Genomic DNA, 20,675 nt, shown 5'->3' with positions numbered 1-20,675 from the left:
ATTTAAACTCAAATGGCTTTTTTATGTATATAAGAACTTTTATTCTAACTCTTTTCCAAAGAATTCCAAAGTAGAACGGTATTCTTTATTTGGCTTTCTTGATCCACATAAAACCTGAATTGATGTTTCCTCTTTTGATGTATTAAATATCACAACATTCTTTTCAGATCTGTATATTGCTTTTTCCTGATCACTGTAAGACAAGATATATTGAGTATCAATTGCTTTCTCTAATGACGTGATTAATTGCTCAGGATTGTCTACTTTTTTTGTATTAATGGTTGATGAAATCCCAACATCATCACTTGAAGCAAAAGAGATGATTGACATTAATGACAATAGAACACCTAGAAATAGCTTAGAAAGATTTGTGATTATTTTCATCGTATTTAATTTTAATTCAATAGTTTATACGATAAAATGTTTCATCACAACTGTAAATACATCGTTAATTCCTCTTAAGAGAATTGCCAATATTCCTTAATACCTCTAAAGTTTTCAACTCTCCGAAGTTTTGTAATTGCATAGAATAAAACTTCACAAGTTTATCCATAATTTCTCTTCTAGTTACCAAAGGTAGAACGGGAGCTTCATGATAATCCAACTTAATCAACTGATCTATTTGTCCCTTTAATACTTCATCTACATGAGCAGATACCTCGGTTTCTATCAATAACATTTCAGCGGAATAAATACCTATACCTAAATGATGACTTAACCTCAACATAAACTGTAAAGTAAAACAGTTCCAATTACTAGACATCTTATCTAGAGATACCAAGCTATACCTTAGAAATTCATATAATTCATCACTACCTACTTCATCTGATCTTAATACTTTTTCAAGTAGTTCTGAAAGAAACGTAAGAATCATCGATTTTTGTGGTTGGATTTGGAAAGATAATAGAGCTTGATCAATACGGACTTCTTTCACCATCTGTAGATTCATATTTGGTCTTTCATACACCTGTAAATCCAAGATATTTAAAGGGTGATAGAAAGATGCTTTATTCGAACGTTTACTGTAAGCTCCTTTTATTATATAATCCCTTCTTCCAAATTCTTTAGTGTAAATATGTACGATCAAAGAAGACTCCTGATACCTCATATTACTTAAAACTATACCCTTTGTCGATGCAATCATAAGTTTCTTAACTAATTCTACTGATGAAGTTAACTACAAAATCCTAAATTTGTAACTCAACCCTTTAGAATCTAAAAAATGATCCCTCAAGAGACCGTAGAAGAAATAAAACGTACACTGGATATTGTAGAAGTTGTCGAAGATTTTGTCCCTTTAAAAAAGAAAGGTAAATCTTGGATTGGACTATGTCCTTTTCATGTAGATAATACGCCTTCAATGTATGTGACACCAAGCATGAATCTTTACAAGTGTTTTTCATGCGGTGCTTCTGGTGATGCTATTAAATTTGTTCAAGAAAAAGAGGGGAAATCCTATGTTGAAGCTTTAAAATACTTAGCAGCAAAATATGGGATCAAAATTGTTGAGAAAAAACGTTCACCTGAGGAAGAGGAAAAACATAAAAGGCGAGAAAGTATCTTCGTAACAATGAACTATGCTAAAGATTACTTCATGAGAATGATGCAAATTTCTGATGAAGGAAAATCTTTAGGTTTAGGATATTTCAAAAATAGAAAGTTCAATGGAGATACTATTAATACTTTTGATTTAGGTTACAGTCTAGACTCTTGGGACTCACTAGAAAAAGATGCCACTCAAAAGGGGTATACAATTGAAGCATTAGAACTAGCAGGGTTAAGATCTGAAAATGAAAAGGGGAGAAAATATGACCGTTTTAGAGGTCGGGTGATGTTTCCTATTCATGATCTTTCTGGTAGAGTTATCGCCTTTGGAGCAAGAACCCTTAAAAAGGATGGAAAACCTAAGTATTTAAACTCTCCTGAAACTGAAATTTACCATAAAAGTGATGCTCTATATGGTATTTATCAATCCAAAGATGCGATAAGAGTAAAAGATCGTTGCTACTTAGTTGAAGGTTATACCGATGTAATTTCTCTACATCAAGCAGGTATAAAAAATGTTGTCGCTTCTTCTGGAACAGCTCTGACAGAAGGACAAATAAAGCAGATCAAGCGATTCACCAATAATGTTACCGCAGTCTTTGATGGTGATGCGGCAGGTTTAAAGGCAGCAATTAGAGGTGTTGATATGCTCTTACAACAAGGGCTTAATGTTAGGGTCGTTCGTTTACCAGAAGGAGAAGACCCTGATAGTTACTGTGACACACTTGGAGGAGAAAAGTTTGCTGAATTTCTTAAGAAGGAAGAAACTGATTTTATCTTATTTGCGGCGAGACTATACAGCGAAGAAGCTAAAAATGATCCTTTAAATAAAGCTGAGAAGATACGTGAAGTACTTAAAAGTATTGCAGTTATTCCGGACACAATTCAACAAGAAATTTTTATTAAGGAATGTGCTGACGTATTTGATATTTCTGTCGAAAGCTTGATCAACAACTTAAACGAGATCAAACAGAGAGAAATTGAGCGTATTGAAAAAGAAAAGAATAGAGCAAGAAGACCATATGAAAATCCTACTGGTGGTTCGGTAGGAAATTCTGTAGCATCGATACCTCCTCCAATGAGCCCTTCTGATATTCCATCGGATATGCCACCTCCAATGGATATGCCTCCTCCGGCTATAGAACCAGATACTCATTTTTCTCCCGAATTTATAGATGCTCAACCTCCTACTCTTCCTCCATTAGGTGAAGAACATGAGAAAGCTAATAAAAAACAAGACTCATCTAATCCTAAAGGTAAGTTCGTTAAACTTGGCATTCATGAAGAGGAATTTATTCGTATCTTATTGTTATATGGCGACCAATATGTAGATGAGAATGTTGGATATATTTATGAATATCTTTTTAATGAATTAGGATCAATGATGTTGGAAGATGAATTCTGCCAACAAATTCTTGTTGATTATAAAAATGAAACTGCCATGGGAGAAATTCCATCACTACAACATTTTAAAGAAAGATATAGTAGTGAAAATGATCTAAGAAACTTAAATAGAATTACCAATACAGGTGGTCATCAACCTAGTGTGGAATGGTTCAAGCGCCATAGGATTGTAATACCAAATAAAGATGAGAATTTAGGTCGCTTAGCCTATAATTCTTTATTACACTACAAAATGACATACCTAACAGATCTAATTGATAAGTGTCATATAGGTCTAACAGAAGCTGAAAAGGCTATGGATGATGAGAAAATGATGGAAGCATTACACCTAATGACTCTATTAACTCAACAACGAAAAGATATTGCCAATCAATTGGGTATTACAATCAAGTTATAATTTAATATATTTATTTAATTTTGTTCTGATTATTTCCATAGTAAATTACTAGGGTATATCTTTGTAACTTATGTCCTAGTATTACGTCTATACTTTAGGAAAAGCAAATTCATACGAAAAACGATTATTTACATTACATATATCAAATGAGTAATTATCAACTTTCACATTTGGACGAATTGGAAGCAGAAGCGATCTACGTATTACGTGAAGTTTTTGCCCAATTTCAAAATCCTGCACTATTATTCTCAGGAGGTAAGGACTCAATTACAGTCGCACATTTAGCTAAGAAAGCATTCTATCCTGCGAAAATTCCTTTTACATTTTTGCATGTTGATACAGGTCACAATTTCCCGGAAACAATTCAATTCCGTGATGATTTAATCAAAGATTTAGGTGTTCGTCTTGCTGTTGGTTCTGTTCAAGAAGCAATCGATGATGGTAGAGTAGTTGAAGAAACTGGTGCAAATGCTAGTAGAAATAAACTTCAAATTACTGCCCTATTAGATACTATCGAAGACGAAGCATTTGATGTATGTATTGGTGGTGGACGTCGTGATGAAGAAAAAGCGAGAGCAAAAGAACGTTTCTTCTCACATAGAGATGAGTTTGGACAATGGGATCCAAAACGTCAACGCCCAGAATTATGGAACTTATTCAACGGTAAATACAGTCCTGGTGAGCACTTCAGAGCGTTCCCTATTTCTAATTGGACTGAATTTGATGTTTGGCAATATATCATGAGAGAAAACATTGAAATTCCATCATTGTATTTAGCTCATGAAAGAGAAGTGATTTGGAGAGACAACACTTGGTTGCCTGTATCTGAATACACTACACTTCGCGATGGTGAAAAAGTAGAAACAAAAAAGATTCGTTTTAGAACATTAGGTGATATTACAATCACTGGTGGTATCGAGTCTGAAGCAGACACAGTTGAAAAAGTAGTTGAAGAAGTATCAGCTATGCGTCAAACTGAAAGAGGTAACAGATCGGATGACAAACGTTCTGAAACATCTATGGAAGATCGTAAGAAAGAGGGTTATTTCTAGAATCAAACAAAACATCATCAAAAAGTGGAAATTTTAAGATTTACAACAGCCGGTTCTGTCGATGACGGAAAAAGTACATTGATTGGCCGTTTATTATATGATTCAAAATCAATTTTTGAAGACCAAATTGAGCAGGTTTCTGAAACATCAAAAAGAAAAGGTTTAGAGCATGTTGACCTTTCTTTATTAACTGATGGTTTAAAAGCAGAACGTGAACAAGGTATTACAATTGATGTAGCATACAGATACTTTGCTACACCAAAGCGTAAATTTATTATTGCAGATACTCCTGGTCATATTCAATACACTAGAAATATGGTAACAGGTGCATCTACTGCTAACCTTGCCTTAATTCTAGTTGATGCTCGTAACGGTTTAGTTGAGCAAACTCACCGTCATGCTATCATTGCTTCATTATTACAAATCCCTCACATGATTGTTTGTGTAAACAAGATGGACTTAGTGGATTATAGTGAAGAGAAATTTGAGCAAATCCAGAAAGATTTTAAAGAATTTGCTGCAAAATTAAACCTTAAAGATATTCGTTTTGTACCTATATCTGCATTAAAAGGTGATAACGTAGTAAATCGTTCTGAAAATACACCTTGGTATAGTGGAGAAACTCTTCTTCATACATTAGAAACAATTTATATTTCTAGTGATAACAATTATATCGACCCTCGTTTTGCGGTTCAAACAATCATTCGTCCTCATTCTGATGAGTTCCATGATTTCCGTGGTTATGCAGGTCGTATTTCTTCAGGTATCTTTAGACCTGGTGATGATATCTTAGCTTTACCTTCAGGGTTTTCTTCAAAGATTAAAGATATCTTTTTAGGAGAAGAAAAGGTAAAAGAGGCTTTCCCTCCTCAATCAGTAACAATCACATTAGAAGATGACATTGACATCTCTAGAGGTGATATGTTAGTTCGTCCAAACAACCAACCTCAACAAACTCAAGATCTTGATGTCATGTTATGTTGGATGGATGATCAACCTCCTAGACCAAGAGCAAAATACATCATTATGCACACTACCAATGAGGCTAGATGTATGATTAAAGACATTACATATAAAATGAATATCAATACTTTGAGTAGAATCGAAGGTGATAAATCATTAAATATGAATGATATTGCTAGAGTAAAAATTAGAACTACTAAACCTATTCTGGCTGATCCTTACAAATCAAACAGGGTAACTGGTTCAATCATCTTAGTTGATGAAGCGACACATAACACTGTTGCTGCAGGTATGATTAGAAGAGACAAATAATCTCAATATATTAATACTTAAAAGGTACTTTGAAGAAATTCAGAGTACCTTTTTTTATATGAAAATTTTCATAAACCAATACAAGATCTATTTTTTACAATTGATGTTTTCTAATATTTTATTGTAACCATTATCTAAATCTATCAAGGCTTAGCACCTTTTGTTAACCTTTTTAAATATTATTACGTAAAGAAAAATAACTTTCCCCAGAAACATTCTCATCTATAAATTATACGAAATGCACTACTCTTCTATTTGCTTAATTATCCCTATTTCTGATACCTTACCTGTACATTTTCCACTTTTCATTAAACAGTTATCACTTCAAAAAAATCTTGATGTATTATTAATTTCAAATTTTAATATCCCAATCCAACTACCTCAAAATATTAGTTCAGTAATTATTGACTTCAAGAATAATAAAGAGATACTTCACTACTTAAGTGAACAAAAGTCTTCATTCATTGAAAAGTACACTTATTGGATTTTAGGCAGTTGTAAGCTACTATATGGTCAGCTTAATTATTTTGTTCGTCAATTGCCAAAATACAATTCTTCTATTCTCTTAAAAGTCAATAAAGAAGAATTATTGATCACTCAAAATAACCATAAAAACAGATTAGATAAGATTCAAAAGAGTACGAGAATAAATCTAATTTTTGAAACAGAAGCGAAATCATTATTCTATTGTAACAATGGTAAAATAGTAGATTACCATAAGAGAATTCGTTACCCATTTATCAACTTGGAATCTTTATTCAAATTCAAGAATGTGAGATACTATGATAGTTCTTGGAAAAAAATCCCTGATACATTTTATGTTGATGACAGTGGTTTTTACAGCTCAAAAACATTTAAACATTATCACCGAAATAGATTAAAAAAGGAAATAATAGAGATAGGTTCATCTTGTAAACAATTTCTATCTAGCATGATAACCTCAAACAATAAAGAATATGCTTAGCATTAATTGCGGTAGATCTATTTATAATTTAACAGAAATTATAGCTTGGCAAGTTATTTGATTTCTATATAAGTTATTTATAGACATATTCTTCGTCTTTGGTTTGACCACAAGATTTCTACCTAATGAATAAATATTTTTTAACTGTTAAAGGTCTGTTATGCGGACTCCTATTTTTTGTTTCATTACAAAATGTATTCTCTCAGACCGCCACAGTTCAGTACGACCCTGAATATTATCATCTAATTGATAGATATGAGATCAAAATGAAAGATTTCGGTAAAATCTATTCAAACATTAAACCTTACGGTCGCCAAGATATTGCCAACTTCGTTGAAAATTTTGATTCAACATACACAGGAACATTATCTGAAGCAGATAAATATCAATTGTCTTACTTAGCATTAGATAACTGGCAGTATATGTCTGATACTACTATTGCAGACGTAAAAAAGCCTTTCCTTAAATACTTTTATAGAAGTAAAATTGATTTTGTTAATGTAGACGAAAAAGACTTCGAAGTACATATTAACCCTGTTTTATATCTAAGTACAGGAGATGACAATTTGAATACATCTCGTCCATTAGTTAATCAGAGAGGTGCAGTTATGTACGGATCTATTGCCAATAAAGTAGGATTCTACTTCCAGGCTAGCGACAACATGGAAAGACTACCTTTTTATGTTCAACAATACTCAGATACTCATAATGGAACTATCCCAGGTCAACAATGGTATAAAGACAATGGAGGTGGTAAATATGAATACTTCAATGCACAAGGTTATGTAAACTTTATGCTTGTAGATAAATATATCCAAGCAGAATTTGGTAGAGGAAAGAACTTTATTGGTAATGGTTATAGATCATTGTTCTTATCTACACATGCTAATGACTATACATATTTAAAACTTAATACAAGAGTTTGGCATTTAGAGTACACAAACATCTTTGCACAAATGAATGCAAGTAATGTAGCTGTTGCTCCAGGATACCCACTTCCTAAAAAATATAGTGCAATGCATCACTTAGGGTGGAATGTGACTAAAAACTTTAATATTGGTGTATTTGAACAAGTTATCTTTAGTAGAGCTGATTCTACAGGAAATGGCTCTTTTGACCTTTCATACCTCAACCCACTAATCTTTTATAGATCAATTGAGCATGGTTTAGGTGATGTTGATAATGTTCAATTAGGTTTTGATGCCAAATGGAATATCTGGAATAGAGTACAACTTTACACTCAAATAATGATTGATGATATGAGTGTTGCAAACTTTGGAAAAGGGTTCTATGGTAATAAATTTGCCTACCAGTTCGGTGCTAAATATATTGATGCATTTGGTTTACCTAACCTCGATTTACAAGGTGAAATGAACGTGATTGATCCATATACTTATTCTCATAAAAATGAAAAAGGGATCACAAATGGTCAGTTATATGGTAACCAAGCTCATTATTATCAAGAGTTAGCACATCCTAATGGTGCCAACCTTTATGAATTAATAGGAATTGTAAGATATCGTCCTCACTTCTTGCCAAAACTTTCTGCCGTTGTTAAAGGTATTTGGAGAGAGCAAGGAATGAACACTTATGACGAAAATGGTAATCCTCTTGTTAATTATGGTTCGAATATATTCCTTGACTATAATACTGCCCCAGGTTCTCCTGACTCTTATGGCAACTCATTATTACAAGGTGAAAAAGTATCAACACTCTATATTGATGCAATCTTAACTTATTCTCCATTCCATAATATATTTGTGGATTTAAGAGGCACTTTCAGAAAAGTAAGTAGTGATGACAATGCCAGTTATAACCAAGATGAAAATTACATTGGTGCAGCTGTACGTTGGAACATTGGAAATAGACACTACGATTTCTAATACATCACATAGTACATATAACAATATATACTTTAAGGTTCTTGATAAAAAAATCAAGAACCTTTTTTGTAACATTAAATTCACATAACAGATTGTAGAATCCGTAGAAATGACTATAATATTTCTATTTTTTTAATTTATTCATTTAAATATGAACTTAATGTTAACTAAACATGAATAATATCCGTATATTAGAAGTAGATAATACATTTCTACTTAATACATGAAAAAATACACGGCCATATTATACTTTACATTATTCACTCTATTTGGAGGAAGCGCCGTGTATGCTCAAGATATTCTTGTTTCTAAGCAACAGTCAAAATCTATGTTAGAGTATTACACTTTAAATCAGTTTAAAGAAGCTTGGAAAATTGATCGATATAATCTTTTCTTTTCTCCAGAAGAGAACATTAAAGGAAAAGAATTTAAAGAGTTAAAAGACGAAGTAGAGAATTGGATAACATATTGGAAAACAGAACAGGCTTCTACAAATAAGTCTATCGTTAAAAAGTTATTCAACAAAACACGTCAACAGTTTTTCAAAAATTACAGTGAGTGTAGTACTTTCTCTAATATGTTGGAAACAGGAACGTATGACTGTTTAACTGGAACTTTATTGTTTGCTCATGTCTTTGAAGAACTAGGCTACGAGTATAAAATAAAGCAATTAAATAGTCATGTTTATATTCTATTACAAGATCCGATTTTAGGTGAAACATTAATCGAGTCAACAGATGTATATGGATATATCAATAATGAGAGAGATATTAATGAAAAGATAAAATCTTACGAATCTCGTTTACAAAATTCATTACTATATGAGAAGTATGGTATGAACTTAAATGAAGATTTATCAATCATAGACATTGCAGGTTTACAATACTATAATCAAGCAGTATATGCTTACAGAAATAGTAATATGCCTGAGGCCCAATTATCATTATATAAAGCTTCAATTGTTACTGATTCTCCAAGGATAATTTATTTACAAGCGTTCCTTGAAGATCAATACGGAGAAGTTCAAATTGCCAAATAACATTATTTACTAACCATCGAAATAAAAAAGGGACTTTTTTCATATTTGAAAAAAGTCCCTTTTCGTTTATTACAGATAAATCTGTTTAGTCTACTACTTTAATTAAGCAATAGTTCTTCTTACCTTTTTGAGCAAGAATATATTTATCTTGAAGTAACTCAACTTCTTTAGGAAGTTCACTACCTTGTAATTTTGCTTTATTAATAGAAATACCACCGCCTTTGATCATACGCTTTGCCTCACCTTTTGAAGCAAAAAGTTGATTATTTGTTCCAGCAGATAGTAAATCAGCCATTTCAGCCATTCCCTCTAAATCAGCTTTCGAAATTTCAGACTGCATAACGCCTTCAAATACTTGAAGAAGTGTACGTTCGTCTAGAGATTTTAACTGTTCAGTTACATTTTTACCAAAAAGAATATTTGAAGCTGCTATAGCAGTATCTAATTCAGCTTGTCCATGAACTGCTTTAGTTACTTCTTCAGCTAATCTTTTTTGTAAAATACGAGTATGAGGAGCCTCGTCATGATCAGCAATTAGTTGATCAATTTCTTCTTTCTCAATGAAAGTAAAGATCTTGATATATCTTTTTGCATCATCATCAGCAACATTTAACCAGAATTGGTAGAATTGGTAAGGAGATGTTTTTTCTGGATCTAACCATACTGCACCACTTTCAGTCTTACCGAATTTCGTTCCATCAGATTTAGTAATCAATGGACAAGTTGCAGCATAAGCCGTTCCTTGTGCCTTACGACGGATTAACTCAGTACCAGTTACAATATTTCCCCATTGGTCTGAACCACCAAATTGTAAACGACAGTTTTTCGTTTTATATAAATGATAGAAATCCCATCCTTGTAACAATTGGTATGTAAATTCAGTGAATGAGATACCTGAACCTGTTGCTAAACGCTTCTTTACAGATTCTTTACCCATCATATAATTTACAGTAAGGTGTTTACCTGCTTCACGAGCGAAGTCGATAAAACTAAAGTCTTGGAACCAATCATAGTTGTTTAGAATCTCAGCTGAGTTTTCACCACAATCAAAATCCAAAAACTTTTCCAACTGTCCTTTCATTCCTGCAATATTCTTTTGGATAGCGTCATTATCCAAAAGTTGTCTTTCTGCATCTTTAAAAGAAGGATCACCAATCATACCTGTTGCACCACCTACAATAGCTAATGGCTTGTGCCCTGCCTTTTGTAAATGTCTTAGCAACATTACAGATACCATATGACCAATATGAAGAGAGTCTGCAGTAGGGTCAAAACCTACATATGCTGTCGTCATCTCTTTGTTTAATTGATCTTCAGTACCTGGCATGATATCGTGCAGCATTCCTCTCCACTGCAACTCCTCGATAAGATTTGTTTTTATATCTGCCATTTTTCTGTTGTTTCAAATTTGAATGCGCAATTTACAAGGAAATCATCAAATCATTATTTAAAGATGCTTAAGATTTTATCTTTAGACGTTGTCCTACCTTTAAATTATTACTTTTTAGTCCATTCAATTGCTTAATCTCATTTACGCTAATGCCTAAATTCTGAGATATCTTCCATAATGTATCTCCACTTTTTACTGTATAATATTTCGTATTATCAGTTCCAGTTGAAGTAGTTTTTGTATTTAAAACACTACTTGGTGAAGGTGGAATTGTCAACTTTTGTCCTGCTTGAATGCTTGAAGATTTCAAACCGTTGGCTCTTTTTATATCGTTGACATACACTCTGTACATTTTTGCTATTTCAACTAAGTTCTCTCCTTTTTTTACTGTATGAGACCTAGTTTTAGATGAAGGTCCATAAGTACTACTAGAAGCACTTGAGGTCGACTTTTTATTGGTTGAAGATGCAGTCGTCACTTTTACAGACGAATATACCTTTAACTTTTGTCCTTTATAGATTGTTGAACCTTTGATATTGTTCCACTTTCTTAGGTTAGAAGCTGTCGTATTATATTGTTCGGCTATTCCACCTAAAGTTTCTCCACTTCTTACTGTATGATACTGTAATTCTCCTTTAGGTGAAGTCGATTGAACAGATATTGATGTAGTCTTTGTAGATGCTGAAGTATTAGACTGAGCAGGGGCAGAATATTTCCCTTTCTTTATCAAGAGCTTTTGCCCTTTATATATCGTAGAACCAGAGATATTATTTAGATTTTTAATATCAGCTACATATACTCTATATTTTTTTGCAATCGTCCCTAAAGTTTCACCACTTCTTACTGTATGGTAAATACTTGCTCCACTAGTTTTAGTTGTCGAAGACTTTTTAGTTGTTGAAGATGTACTAGTTTGAGGACCCGGACTGTAAGCATTACCATATATCTTTAACTTTTGACCAGGGTAAATTGTATTACTTCTAAGGTTATTCCAAGCTTTCAAACTTGACAGAGAAACACGGTTTTTACTAGCTATCAATCCCAAAGACTCACCTCTTCTTACATAGTGATAATAAAATCCATCTCCTACATTTGCTCCTTTACCAGTGTACTTCACTTTTGTCAGAATGCTATCTTGATGTTCCAAGTAATAATCAAATCTTGCTTCTGGAATCTTAATTCTGAAGTTTTTGACATAATTAGGAGCATAACCAAATCGTAATGACGGGTTCAATTGTACCAAATCCTCTCTACACACTGTTAATTCTTCCGCCAACTTACCCAAATCAATAGATTGGCTAACAAAAATATCTTCAGCAGGAATCTCATACATTGGCATTTCCTGTACTAAGTTATATTCTTCAGCATAGGTTAATACATAAGCCATTGCCACATATTGAGGAAGGTATGAGCGAGTTTCTCTTGGTAGTTTTCTGTAAATATCCCAAAACTTCTTCTTTCCAGACCTTCTTTGTGCTTTTCTAATATTACCTGGACCACAGTTATATGCTGCAATAGCTAATTCCCAATCACCATGATAATTTCTTAAAAACTTCAGATAACGGGCTGCTGCTCTTGTTGCTTTTTCAGGATCCATCCTATCATCGATCTGATAACTCTGCTTTAATCCATACGCTCTACCAGTTCTTGGCATAAACTGCCATAAACCTTTTGCTCCTACTCTTGATAATGCTACAGGTTTTAAGGCAGATTCAATAACAGCTAAATACTTTAATTCTACAGGAACTCCTTCTTCTGCCAATACTCTTTCAAACATTGGAAAAAATATATTTTGTCTTTGAAGGATGCCTAAAGTGTATTCTCTATTTCTTACAGCAAAATAATCGATAAATAAACGTACCCTTTCATGATATTCTAATGGAATAACATTCTCCATTGCTTTTAGTCTTTCCATGACTAAACTATCAGATACATTCGGAACATAGTCGTACGACTTATCAGTAACATCTATCAGAATTGCTGATGTTGTATCAAATTCATCATAATTTTCAAACCATGGTGCATATGGAGCAGCTTCTACTACTTCTAAAGTATCAGACGGCAACAAATACCCTTCGGGTAATGCTACAGTATAAATACTATCTTGCCATGTCATCATTGCATCACCTTCATCTTGGGCAATGGCATTAGAAGAAATAAAAGTTATAATAAATACGAGAAGGGTGTAAACCTTAAAGCTCTTCAACTGCATTTTCGGTTAAAATAATTAGGGAAAAAGATAGCATATCTTAGATAATGAAATGAATCGAATAATCAGACGATGACGCTACGACAAATATAATATGATTTAATAATTAAGGATTAAGAATTGGAAATTATGTTGCCCCGATTAGCATTTTTTCTGATTATCATTTACTTCCTCTTCTGGCTTTACTTATCTTTCACAATCACGTTACTAAAACAACAAATTCTCACTTCAATTTTAATCATTATGTATATCGACTTAGAAGTAAAAACAGCATTAATAGTTCATGGGTTTGATGAAAACAACCAAGAGATTGTAGAAAGAGTTCAAGAAACAGATTATGTCAGAAAACTGATATCAATTGATAGAATTCAATCCATCAGTAAACAATATTTATTGGTCACTTCATCACATGGACGAATGATGTATTGGGAATACAACTGCTCAATAGATGAATTAAAGCAGCTTTTACATAGAAATAGTTTAATGATCAATTAAAAAAAGGTACTATGATAGTTTCATAGTACCTTCTCAATATATTTTTGTCAATCCTTTTAGTTTAGTGAGCTTAAGTACTCAGAAAAGGCTAACATTTTATCTTCTTCAAATCGGTTGGCCATCACTTGCAAACCAATTGTAAGACCATCTTTATCTGTTCCGTTTGGAATAGAGATCGCTGGTAAACCTGCTAATGAAGCATGTACAGTATATAAATCTCCAAGGTATAACTCCAATAGGTTATTCTCTCCGTATTTACCAATTTCAAAAGATGGAGCTGAAGTTGTTGGCATTAAGATAAAATCATAATCAGAAAGAATCTTCTCTGTCGTTTCTTTGATCATTCTTCTTACCTTTTGAGCTTTTGAGAAGTATGCATCATAATAACTAGCAGACAGTACAAATGTACCCAACATAATTCTTCTCTTTACTTCATCACCAAAACCTTCTGATCTAGATTTTTTATATAAAGCCTCTAAATCTTTAGGGTTATCTGTTCTATAACCATATCGTACTCCATCGAAGCGTTCTAAGTTAGTACTTGCTTCTGCTGTGGTTAAGATATAATATGTTGGTAAAAGATAATCTAGTAATGGAAATTCTATTGCTTCTACTTCATGACCTTCAGCTCTTAGTGCTTCAATCTTGGCAAAAGTTTTTTCACTGATATCTTTATTTAGATGCTCACTTTCAACCGTTTCTTTGATGTAAGCTATCTTTAACTTCTCTGTTGATTTTTTTGATACAGATGCAGAGTATGCAGGTACAGGTCTTTGTGATACTGTAGCATCATTTTCATCCTCTCCAGCAATAATTTCCAATACTAAAGCAGCATCAGGTACATTATTGGAAATAATTCCAATTGTATCAAATGATGAAGCATAAGCAATAAGTCCCCATCTAGAAATTCTAGAGTATGTCGGCTTTAATCCAACAGTCCCTGTAAATGCTGCTGGCTGTCTTACTGAACCACCTGTATCTGATCCTAATGACACAAGACAGTGATCATCTGAAACTGCTACTGCTGATGCTCCAGAAGAACCTCCTGGAACTCTTGTTTCATCAATGTTATTTTTTACTACACCAAATGCTGAATTTTCATTTGAAGATCCCATTGCAAACTCATCACAGCTTTGGCGACCGATAATAATTGCATCTTCTGCTAATAAACGATTTGTTGCTGTAGCTGAAAAAGGAGATACATATCCATCTAACATATTTGATGAAGCCTGCAAGCCATGGTCTTTGTAAGCAATAACATCTTTAAGACCAACAACCATACCTGCTAATCTTCCCGCTTTTCCTTCTGAGATTTTCTGGTCTACTAACTTTGCTTGAGCCAAAGCTTCTTCTGGGTAAACCTCGTTCCAAACATTTAAATGTTTTTTCTCTTCAATTCGAGCCAAATATGATTCCACCAATGCCACACAAGAAGTTTTACCTTCAGCAATCGCCTTTTTTATATCTTCAAATGATTTATACATATTGTTTCGTTTGTCAAGTCTAAAAAAAAGGATATCGTTCGAAGTATTTCTCTGAAACAGTAGTCAGAATATCAAGCAACACTTCATAAAAAAAGAAGTTTATCCTCATCTATATGACAAAGATAAACTTCTCTACTTTATTACGAAATATTTAACGAAAAATACATTTCATTAAAAATATATCAAGACAAATGAAGAATGATTAATTTTCTTCTTTTTTCTTCTCCTCTTCCTTGATACCTTTCTCAATCTCTTCTGAGATTTGATTTTTAGCATCTTTGAATTCTCTAATACCAGAACCCAACCCACGAGCTAATTCAGGGATTCTCTTAGCACCGAATAATAAAAGTACTACTAAACCGATGATTACCCATTCGAAACCTCCTGGCATACCGAATAACAAAATTGTACTCAATTCCATGGTTGTAAATTTATTGTTTGTTACGTTATTGCAAAGGTACTCAATTAATTACTAAATTCAATTGACTCCTTCAACTTCTTTATACTGCATTTGATAAAGTTTAGAATAGAAGCCTTTTTTCTTTAATAACTCATCATGTGTACCTGACTCTTTAATTTCTCCTTTATCTAGAACGATAATGTTATCAGCATTTCTTATTGTCGCTAAACGGTGTGCGATAGCAATACTCGTTCTTCCTTTCATCATAGAATTAATTGCATTTTGAATTAGCTGTTCTGTTTCTGAATCTACAGAGGATGTTGCCTCATCCAAAATGATAATTTTAGGGTCATACACCATGGTTCTTACAAAAGATAATAATTGTCTTTGTCCTACCGAAAGCGTTGAACCTCTTTCCATTACTTTGTAATCTAATTTTCCAGGAAGTTTCTCAATAAAAGATCTCGCTCCTACCAATTCCGCTGCCTCTAAAATCTGATCATCTGTAATTTTAGTGTCTCCGAGTGTAATATTTTCCCTAATCGATGATGAGAAAAGGAATACATCCTGTAAAACTACACCAATATGTTTTCTAAGATTATATAAATCATAATCTTTAACATTTCTATTGTTAATACAGATAGTTCCTTTATTTATTTCGTAAAATCTAGAGATTAAATTAATAATCGAAGACTTTCCAGCTCCTGTAGCTCCTACTAAAGCAACAGTCTCCCCATGATTTACTTTAAATGAAATATCTTTCAATACGTAGTCTTCCTCTTTATAAGCAAACCACACATCCTTAAATTCTACAAAACCATCGATATGATCTGTCTCATAAGTACCTTCATTACTAATAAAATCCTTATCGTCTAATAGTTTTAATATTCTATCAGAAGATACAATACCCATTTGTAATGTATTAAATCTATCAGCAATCATTCGAATAGGTCTGAAGAATAAGTTGATGTACATGATAAAAGCGATTAATGTACCCAACGTAGCATACCCATCTAAAACACTATGTGCACCCCACCATACTAATAAACCTGTTCCTGAAGCAGCAATTACTTCTGCTACCGGGTAATAGATAGAGTAGTATAAAACTGTACTGATGTTCGCATCTCTATGTTCCTTATTGATCTTCTTGAACTCTTCCTGTTCTCTTTTTTCAGCAGAAAATAATTGTACTACATTCATCCCTGTAATATGTTCTTGAACAAATGTATTTAGGTTAGAAACTGCATTTCTAACATCATTAAAAGCTACTTTAATTTTTTCTTTGAAAACGTAAGTAGAGAATAAAAGAATTGGTAAAACTGATAAACTTATAAGGGTTAATCTCCAATCCGTATACAACATTACTAGGAAAATGAAGATTAGCTGAAGAATATCACCTAACATTGCTGCCACTCCATTGGTAAATACTTCGGATAATGTTTCAATATCAGAAACAGCCCTTGTTACCAATCTACCTATTGGGGTATTATCATAAAACTTTAGTTTCAGTTTAAGAATATGCTCATACAACATCACTCGCATATCTTTTACAATATGTTGCCCTAACCAACCTGATAAGTAGGTATGGCAAAACTGTACTAACGCTTGTAGTAACTGCACAGCAATCAGAATAACGATCATCTGATTTAAGCCGGGCATATCATTTTCTACAATGTAATTATCTATTGTGTACTGAATTAGGTAAGGTCTTGAAGGAGCTAACACACCTAACGAAACCGTTAGAACTACTAATAATATAAAATACTTAAGATGTGGTTTGACAAAGATCATCATCCTTGAGAGTACTTCTTTGTCAAATATTTGTCCTTTATTATTTTCTTTATCCACTGATTAATGAGTTACTGATGAAAGTGACATCACAAATTAATTGATTCACTCGGATAATAAAATCTCTTTTGTTGGTTAAAAAGAGAAACAATCGCTTTCGAATGAGTACAATGTATCTCCTAGAAATACAAAAATGCATCTATTGTTTGAATTTTTTAGAATACTCACTATTAAATCGTATTAATACTCCACACAATTATATTTGATTATTCCCTCTAATACCTTAGAAATCGTAATTAAAACCATTTTTTCAAAAAAAAATCAATTTTTTATTTTTCAAAACAATATTTTACAAAATCATTAATTAATAATCATAACATCTTATAAATAATTTAAAAATCACTCAGATTGATATAATATTTTGTAATTACTTAAAATTTAAACTCATTAAGTCCCTATTGCATTACTGTTTTGAAAATGTAAATTGCCATCGACTTTTATAGTTAAATTGATCAGCATTAATCAAAAGACAAGACAACAATAAATAAATGGAAGATATCTCAGTTTTCGAGCAAGTCTCAGGAATGGGACACGAACAAGTGGTTTATTGCCATGAAAAATCTACTGGATTAAAAGCTATCATTGCTATCCATAATACTGTATTAGGACCTGCTTTAGGTGGTACAAGAATGTGGATGTACGAAAATGAAGCACAAGCGACAAACGACGCTCTCCGCTTGTCAAGAGGTATGACTTTTAAAAACTCTATCGCTGGATTAAATCTTGGTGGAGGTAAAGCCGTAATTATCGGTGACGCAAGAAAACATAAATCAGAAGCGATGTTGAGAGCTTATGGTCGTTTCTTGAAAAACTTAAATGGAAAGTACATCACTGCCGAAGATGTTGGAATGAATGCAGGTGATATGGAACATATTGCTGCTGAAACATCTTATGTAAGTGGTATGCCTGAAACAAGAGGTGGTCTAGGTGATCCATCACCATTCACTGCATATACTACTTATATGGGGATGAAAGCCGCTGCTAAAAAACAATTCGGCACAGATAGCCTTGCTGGTAAAAAAGTATCGATCCAAGGTGCTGGCCACGTAGGTGAATATATCATTCAATATCTAAAGAAAGAAGGTTGTGAAATTTATGTTTCTGACTTCTATGAAGATAGAGTAAAAGATGTTGTTAATAAATATGGCATTAATGGAGTAGGGTTAGATGAAATCTATGATTTAGATGTGGATATCTATTCTCCTTGTGCATTAGGTGCAACTGTAAACGATGAAACACTTGAGAAATTGAAGTGTTCTATCATCGCTGGATGTGCCAACAACCAACTAGCTGATGAAAAAGTTCATGGTGATTTAGCAAAATCTAAAGGGATTTTATATGCTCCCGACTTTTTAATCAACTCTGGTGGTGTAATCAACGTATATGCTGAAGTGATCAAAACTTCTAAAGAATGGTCTTGGAACAAATGTGAGTTTGTCTATGATCAGACATTAAAAGTTTTTGAACAATCTGAAGCTACAGGCAAGAATGCTCAAGAAGTTGCAATTGACATCGCTCAGCAACGAATTAATGAGGTTGCCTCTATAAAAAGCACTTACTAACGTACCAATTCAGGTAAAACTATATAAACGAAAAGGACTCTTATTGAGTCCTTTTTTTATTGTGCTAAATATTTTTTCCAGTTCTTATCAGCTTGCTTTTCTAACCTTTCAGCTCCTTCTTCTTCCCAATCTTCTAGAGTATTCGAAAAGAACTTATTATAAAAAAGGAAAAGTCTCCCATTCTGAATTTTATAAGTTTCATAATTTACATCTATCTTATCCCCTTTTACTCCCATGGCATATGCACACCATCCTCCATATGCAGGAGAATATTTCTGAGGACTTGCTTTAAAAGCTTCTAAATGCTTTTGTGAAACAAAATAATAATGGGCTCCTTGATAAACAGTAGTAATATGTCGATCTCCTTTCTCAACTTTATTTTCAAAATAGCTTACTGGATCATAGCCTCCAACGGCAACATCACCTTTCTCTAAGTTTAAATCACTCTTTATTTGTGAATATGATACTTGGCTTACTAATAATATTGAAAATAGACTAAGCAGAAATATTATATACTTTTTCATTGTTAATTCTTGGGTGTTATTGTGAATAACTTTTGATTTTTATTAAGTATACTGTATTTCTTTATAAAAAGTTATTCACATTTACACTATCTATTCACAAGTCATGTGAATAACATAGATAAGTATAAAGAAAATAAAGCCAACAATTATCACTAACTGTTGGCTAAATATTGATTTATAAACAAAGTCTGATTTTACAAAACAGCTTGTTTATCATAGTATTCTTGAACATCAGTAAGGATGTTTAATACCTCCTCATGTGTCATTGCTTCTACAAGTCTTGTTCTAAAAGGCTTAAAGTGAGTAATTCCTTTGAAATAAGCTGTATAATGACGTCTCATTTCAAAAATACCTGTTCTGTCACCTTTCCATTCTACAGAAAAATCTAGATGACGACGTAACGTATCAATTCTTTCCTGTAAAGTTGGTGCATCTAAGATTTCTCCTGTTTCCATAAAATGTTTGATTTCACGGAATACCCAAGGATAACCAATAGAAGCTCTACCAATCATGATACCATCAACCTCATATTTATTTTTGTATTCTAAGGCTTTTTGAGGAGAATCAATATCTCCATTACCAAAAATAGGAATATGGATATCTGGGTGGTTTTTCACTTCAGCGATTTTGGTCCAATCTGCCACTCCTTTATACATTTGTTGGCGCGTACGACCGTGAATAGTCAAAGCCTGAACACCAACATCCTGTAATCTTTTAGCGACTTCAACAATACGAATTGTTTTATCGTCCCAGCCTAATCTAGTTTTAACTGTTACAGGTTTTTGTACCTGCTTAACGATTTCTTCAGTCATGCTTTGCATTTTATCGATATCCAATAAAATACCAGCACCTGCACCTTTTCCTGCTACTTTTTTCACAGGACAGCCATAATTAATATCAATAATCTCTGGATTAGCTTCTTCTGCAATTGCAGCTGCTTCTCTCATTGAGTCAATTTTTTCACCAAAAATCTGAATACCAATTGGACGTTCATAGTCATAGATATCTAATTTCTGACGGCTTTTGGCAGCATCACGAATTAATCCTTCAGCAGAAATAAATTCTGTGTACATTAAATCAGCACCATTTTCTTTACATACAGCACGGAATGGAGGATCACTTACATCTTCCATAGGAGCCAGTAACAAGGGAAAATCTTTTATTTCTAAGTCGCCAATTTTTACCACGATATTAAAGCATTTTA

General features: G+C 33.0%; 16 protein-coding genes and 1 pseudogene. 8 read left to right on the top strand and 9 right to left on the bottom strand.

Going from position 1 to position 20,675, the window contains the following annotated elements:
- Window positions 1-39: 39 nt before the first annotated feature.
- Entirely contained in the window at window positions 40-384 is a 345-nt protein-coding gene (locus HGP29_RS18695; RefSeq protein ID WP_168883937.1) for a hypothetical protein, read from the bottom strand.
- 64 nt (window positions 385-448) lie between these two features.
- Window positions 449-1,144 carry a DNA repair protein RecO gene (recO, locus tag HGP29_RS18690; protein ID WP_168883936.1) on the bottom strand — a complete coding sequence of 232 codons (696 nt, stop codon included), beginning with the start codon at window positions 1,142-1,144 and terminating at the stop codon, window positions 449-451.
- Window positions 1,145-1,222: 78 nt separating this feature from the next.
- Here recO and dnaG point away from each other — a divergent pair, with 78 nt between their 5' ends.
- From dnaG to HGP29_RS18660, 6 genes and pseudogenes are all read left to right on the top strand, one after another.
- Window positions 1,223-3,346, top strand: coding sequence for a DNA primase (dnaG, locus tag HGP29_RS18685; protein ID WP_168883935.1), 2,124 nt, complete (start codon window positions 1,223-1,225; stop codon window positions 3,344-3,346).
- A 146-nt stretch (window positions 3,347-3,492) separates the two neighbouring features.
- Complete coding sequence (gene cysD, locus HGP29_RS18680) at window positions 3,493-4,398, top strand: sulfate adenylyltransferase subunit CysD (protein ID WP_168883934.1); 906 nt, start codon at window positions 3,493-3,495, stop codon at window positions 4,396-4,398.
- 12 nt (window positions 4,399-4,410) lie between these two features.
- Window positions 4,411-5,673 (top strand): annotated as a pseudogene (gene cysN / locus HGP29_RS18675) (sulfate adenylyltransferase subunit CysN); the annotation flags it as partial.
- Window positions 5,674-5,911: 238 nt separating this feature from the next.
- The gene (locus tag HGP29_RS18670) at window positions 5,912-6,637 is read left to right on the top strand and encodes a hypothetical protein (protein WP_168883932.1); all 726 of its coding nucleotides are present in this window, start codon (window positions 5,912-5,914) and stop codon (window positions 6,635-6,637) included.
- Window positions 6,638-6,762: 125 nt separating this feature from the next.
- Window positions 6,763-8,520 carry a hypothetical protein gene (locus tag HGP29_RS18665; protein ID WP_168883931.1) on the top strand — a complete coding sequence of 586 codons (1,758 nt, stop codon included), beginning with the start codon at window positions 6,763-6,765 and terminating at the stop codon, window positions 8,518-8,520.
- A 223-nt stretch (window positions 8,521-8,743) separates the two neighbouring features.
- Window positions 8,744-9,559 carry a hypothetical protein gene (locus tag HGP29_RS18660; RefSeq protein ID WP_168883930.1) on the top strand — a complete coding sequence of 272 codons (816 nt, stop codon included), beginning with the start codon at window positions 8,744-8,746 and terminating at the stop codon, window positions 9,557-9,559.
- 85 nt (window positions 9,560-9,644) lie between these two features.
- Here HGP29_RS18660 and tyrS read toward each other — a convergent pair whose 3' ends face one another.
- Both tyrS and HGP29_RS18650 read right to left on the bottom strand, forming a co-directional pair.
- Window positions 9,645-10,949, bottom strand: coding sequence for a tyrosine--tRNA ligase (gene tyrS / locus HGP29_RS18655; protein ID WP_168883929.1), 1,305 nt, complete (start codon window positions 10,947-10,949; stop codon window positions 9,645-9,647).
- A gap of 67 nt (window positions 10,950-11,016) precedes the next feature.
- Window positions 11,017-13,161 (bottom strand): LysM peptidoglycan-binding domain-containing protein, encoded by a 2,145-nt coding sequence (locus tag HGP29_RS18650; protein ID WP_168883928.1) that lies wholly within the window; start codon window positions 13,159-13,161, stop codon window positions 11,017-11,019.
- A 240-nt stretch (window positions 13,162-13,401) separates the two neighbouring features.
- Between HGP29_RS18650 and HGP29_RS18645 the strand changes: the two genes are divergently transcribed.
- Window positions 13,402-13,653, top strand: coding sequence for a hypothetical protein (locus HGP29_RS18645; protein WP_211093331.1), 252 nt, complete (start codon window positions 13,402-13,404; stop codon window positions 13,651-13,653).
- A 56-nt stretch (window positions 13,654-13,709) separates the two neighbouring features.
- Here the strand turns inward: HGP29_RS18645 and gatA are convergent, their stop codons facing one another.
- The 3 genes from gatA to HGP29_RS18630 all read right to left on the bottom strand — a co-directional run bounded on the left by gatA (window position 13,710) and on the right by HGP29_RS18630 (window position 17,331).
- On the bottom strand, window positions 13,710-15,137 hold the full coding sequence (gatA, locus tag HGP29_RS18640) for an Asp-tRNA(Asn)/Glu-tRNA(Gln) amidotransferase subunit GatA (RefSeq protein ID WP_168883927.1): 1,428 nt from the start codon (window positions 15,135-15,137) through the stop codon (window positions 13,710-13,712).
- A gap of 202 nt (window positions 15,138-15,339) precedes the next feature.
- Window positions 15,340-15,552 (bottom strand): twin-arginine translocase TatA/TatE family subunit, encoded by a 213-nt coding sequence (locus HGP29_RS18635; protein ID WP_394354072.1) that lies wholly within the window; start codon window positions 15,550-15,552, stop codon window positions 15,340-15,342.
- Between the two features lie 63 nt (window positions 15,553-15,615).
- Window positions 15,616-17,331: an ABC transporter ATP-binding protein gene (locus HGP29_RS18630; RefSeq protein ID WP_168883990.1), complete on the bottom strand. Its 1,716-nt coding sequence runs from the start codon at window positions 17,329-17,331 to the stop codon at window positions 15,616-15,618.
- 542 nt (window positions 17,332-17,873) lie between these two features.
- Between HGP29_RS18630 and HGP29_RS18625 the strand changes: the two genes are divergently transcribed.
- Window positions 17,874-18,947, top strand: a complete 1,074-nt coding sequence (locus HGP29_RS18625; protein WP_168883926.1) for a Glu/Leu/Phe/Val family dehydrogenase — start codon at window positions 17,874-17,876, stop codon at window positions 18,945-18,947.
- A 56-nt stretch (window positions 18,948-19,003) separates the two neighbouring features.
- On the opposite strand, the gene HGP29_RS18620 is transcribed toward HGP29_RS18625, so the two are convergent.
- Both HGP29_RS18620 and dusB read right to left on the bottom strand, forming a co-directional pair.
- Window positions 19,004-19,471, bottom strand: coding sequence for a YHS domain-containing (seleno)protein (locus HGP29_RS18620; protein ID WP_211093329.1), 468 nt, complete (start codon window positions 19,469-19,471; stop codon window positions 19,004-19,006).
- A 194-nt stretch (window positions 19,472-19,665) separates the two neighbouring features.
- Window positions 19,666-20,658, bottom strand: coding sequence for a tRNA dihydrouridine synthase DusB (gene dusB / locus HGP29_RS18615; RefSeq protein WP_168883925.1), 993 nt, complete (start codon window positions 20,656-20,658; stop codon window positions 19,666-19,668).
- Window positions 20,659-20,675: the final 17 nt, after the last annotated feature.

Source organism: Flammeovirga agarivorans, assembly GCF_012641475.1.
GTDB lineage: Bacteria > Bacteroidota > Bacteroidia > Cytophagales > Flammeovirgaceae > Flammeovirga > Flammeovirga agarivorans.
The sequence above is the reverse complement of the archived record's forward strand: the minus strand, read 5'-3'. Positions and strand labels throughout refer to the sequence as shown.

Coding starts and splice junctions, on each gene's coding strand:
- HGP29_RS18695 (WP_168883937.1), bottom strand. CDS start 384: ATGAAAATAATCACAAATCTTTCTAAGCTATTTCTAGGTGTTCTATTG.
- recO (WP_168883936.1), bottom strand. CDS start 1,144: ATGATTGCATCGACAAAGGGTATAGTTTTAAGTAATATGAGGTATCAG.
- dnaG (WP_168883935.1), top strand. CDS start 1,223: ATGATCCCTCAAGAGACCGTAGAAGAAATAAAACGTACACTGGATATT.
- cysD (WP_168883934.1), top strand. CDS start 3,493: ATGAGTAATTATCAACTTTCACATTTGGACGAATTGGAAGCAGAAGCG.
- HGP29_RS18670 (WP_168883932.1), top strand. CDS start 5,912: ATGCACTACTCTTCTATTTGCTTAATTATCCCTATTTCTGATACCTTA.
- HGP29_RS18665 (WP_168883931.1), top strand. CDS start 6,763: ATGAATAAATATTTTTTAACTGTTAAAGGTCTGTTATGCGGACTCCTA.
- HGP29_RS18660 (WP_168883930.1), top strand. CDS start 8,744: ATGAAAAAATACACGGCCATATTATACTTTACATTATTCACTCTATTT.
- tyrS (WP_168883929.1), bottom strand. CDS start 10,949: ATGGCAGATATAAAAACAAATCTTATCGAGGAGTTGCAGTGGAGAGGA.
- HGP29_RS18650 (WP_168883928.1), bottom strand. CDS start 13,161: ATGCAGTTGAAGAGCTTTAAGGTTTACACCCTTCTCGTATTTATTATA.
- HGP29_RS18645 (WP_211093331.1), top strand. CDS start 13,402: ATGTATATCGACTTAGAAGTAAAAACAGCATTAATAGTTCATGGGTTT.
- gatA (WP_168883927.1), bottom strand. CDS start 15,137: ATGTATAAATCATTTGAAGATATAAAAAAGGCGATTGCTGAAGGTAAA.
- HGP29_RS18630 (WP_168883990.1), bottom strand. CDS start 17,331: ATGATGATCTTTGTCAAACCACATCTTAAGTATTTTATATTATTAGTA.
- HGP29_RS18625 (WP_168883926.1), top strand. CDS start 17,874: ATGGAAGATATCTCAGTTTTCGAGCAAGTCTCAGGAATGGGACACGAA.
- HGP29_RS18620 (WP_211093329.1), bottom strand. CDS start 19,471: ATGAAAAAGTATATAATATTTCTGCTTAGTCTATTTTCAATATTATTA.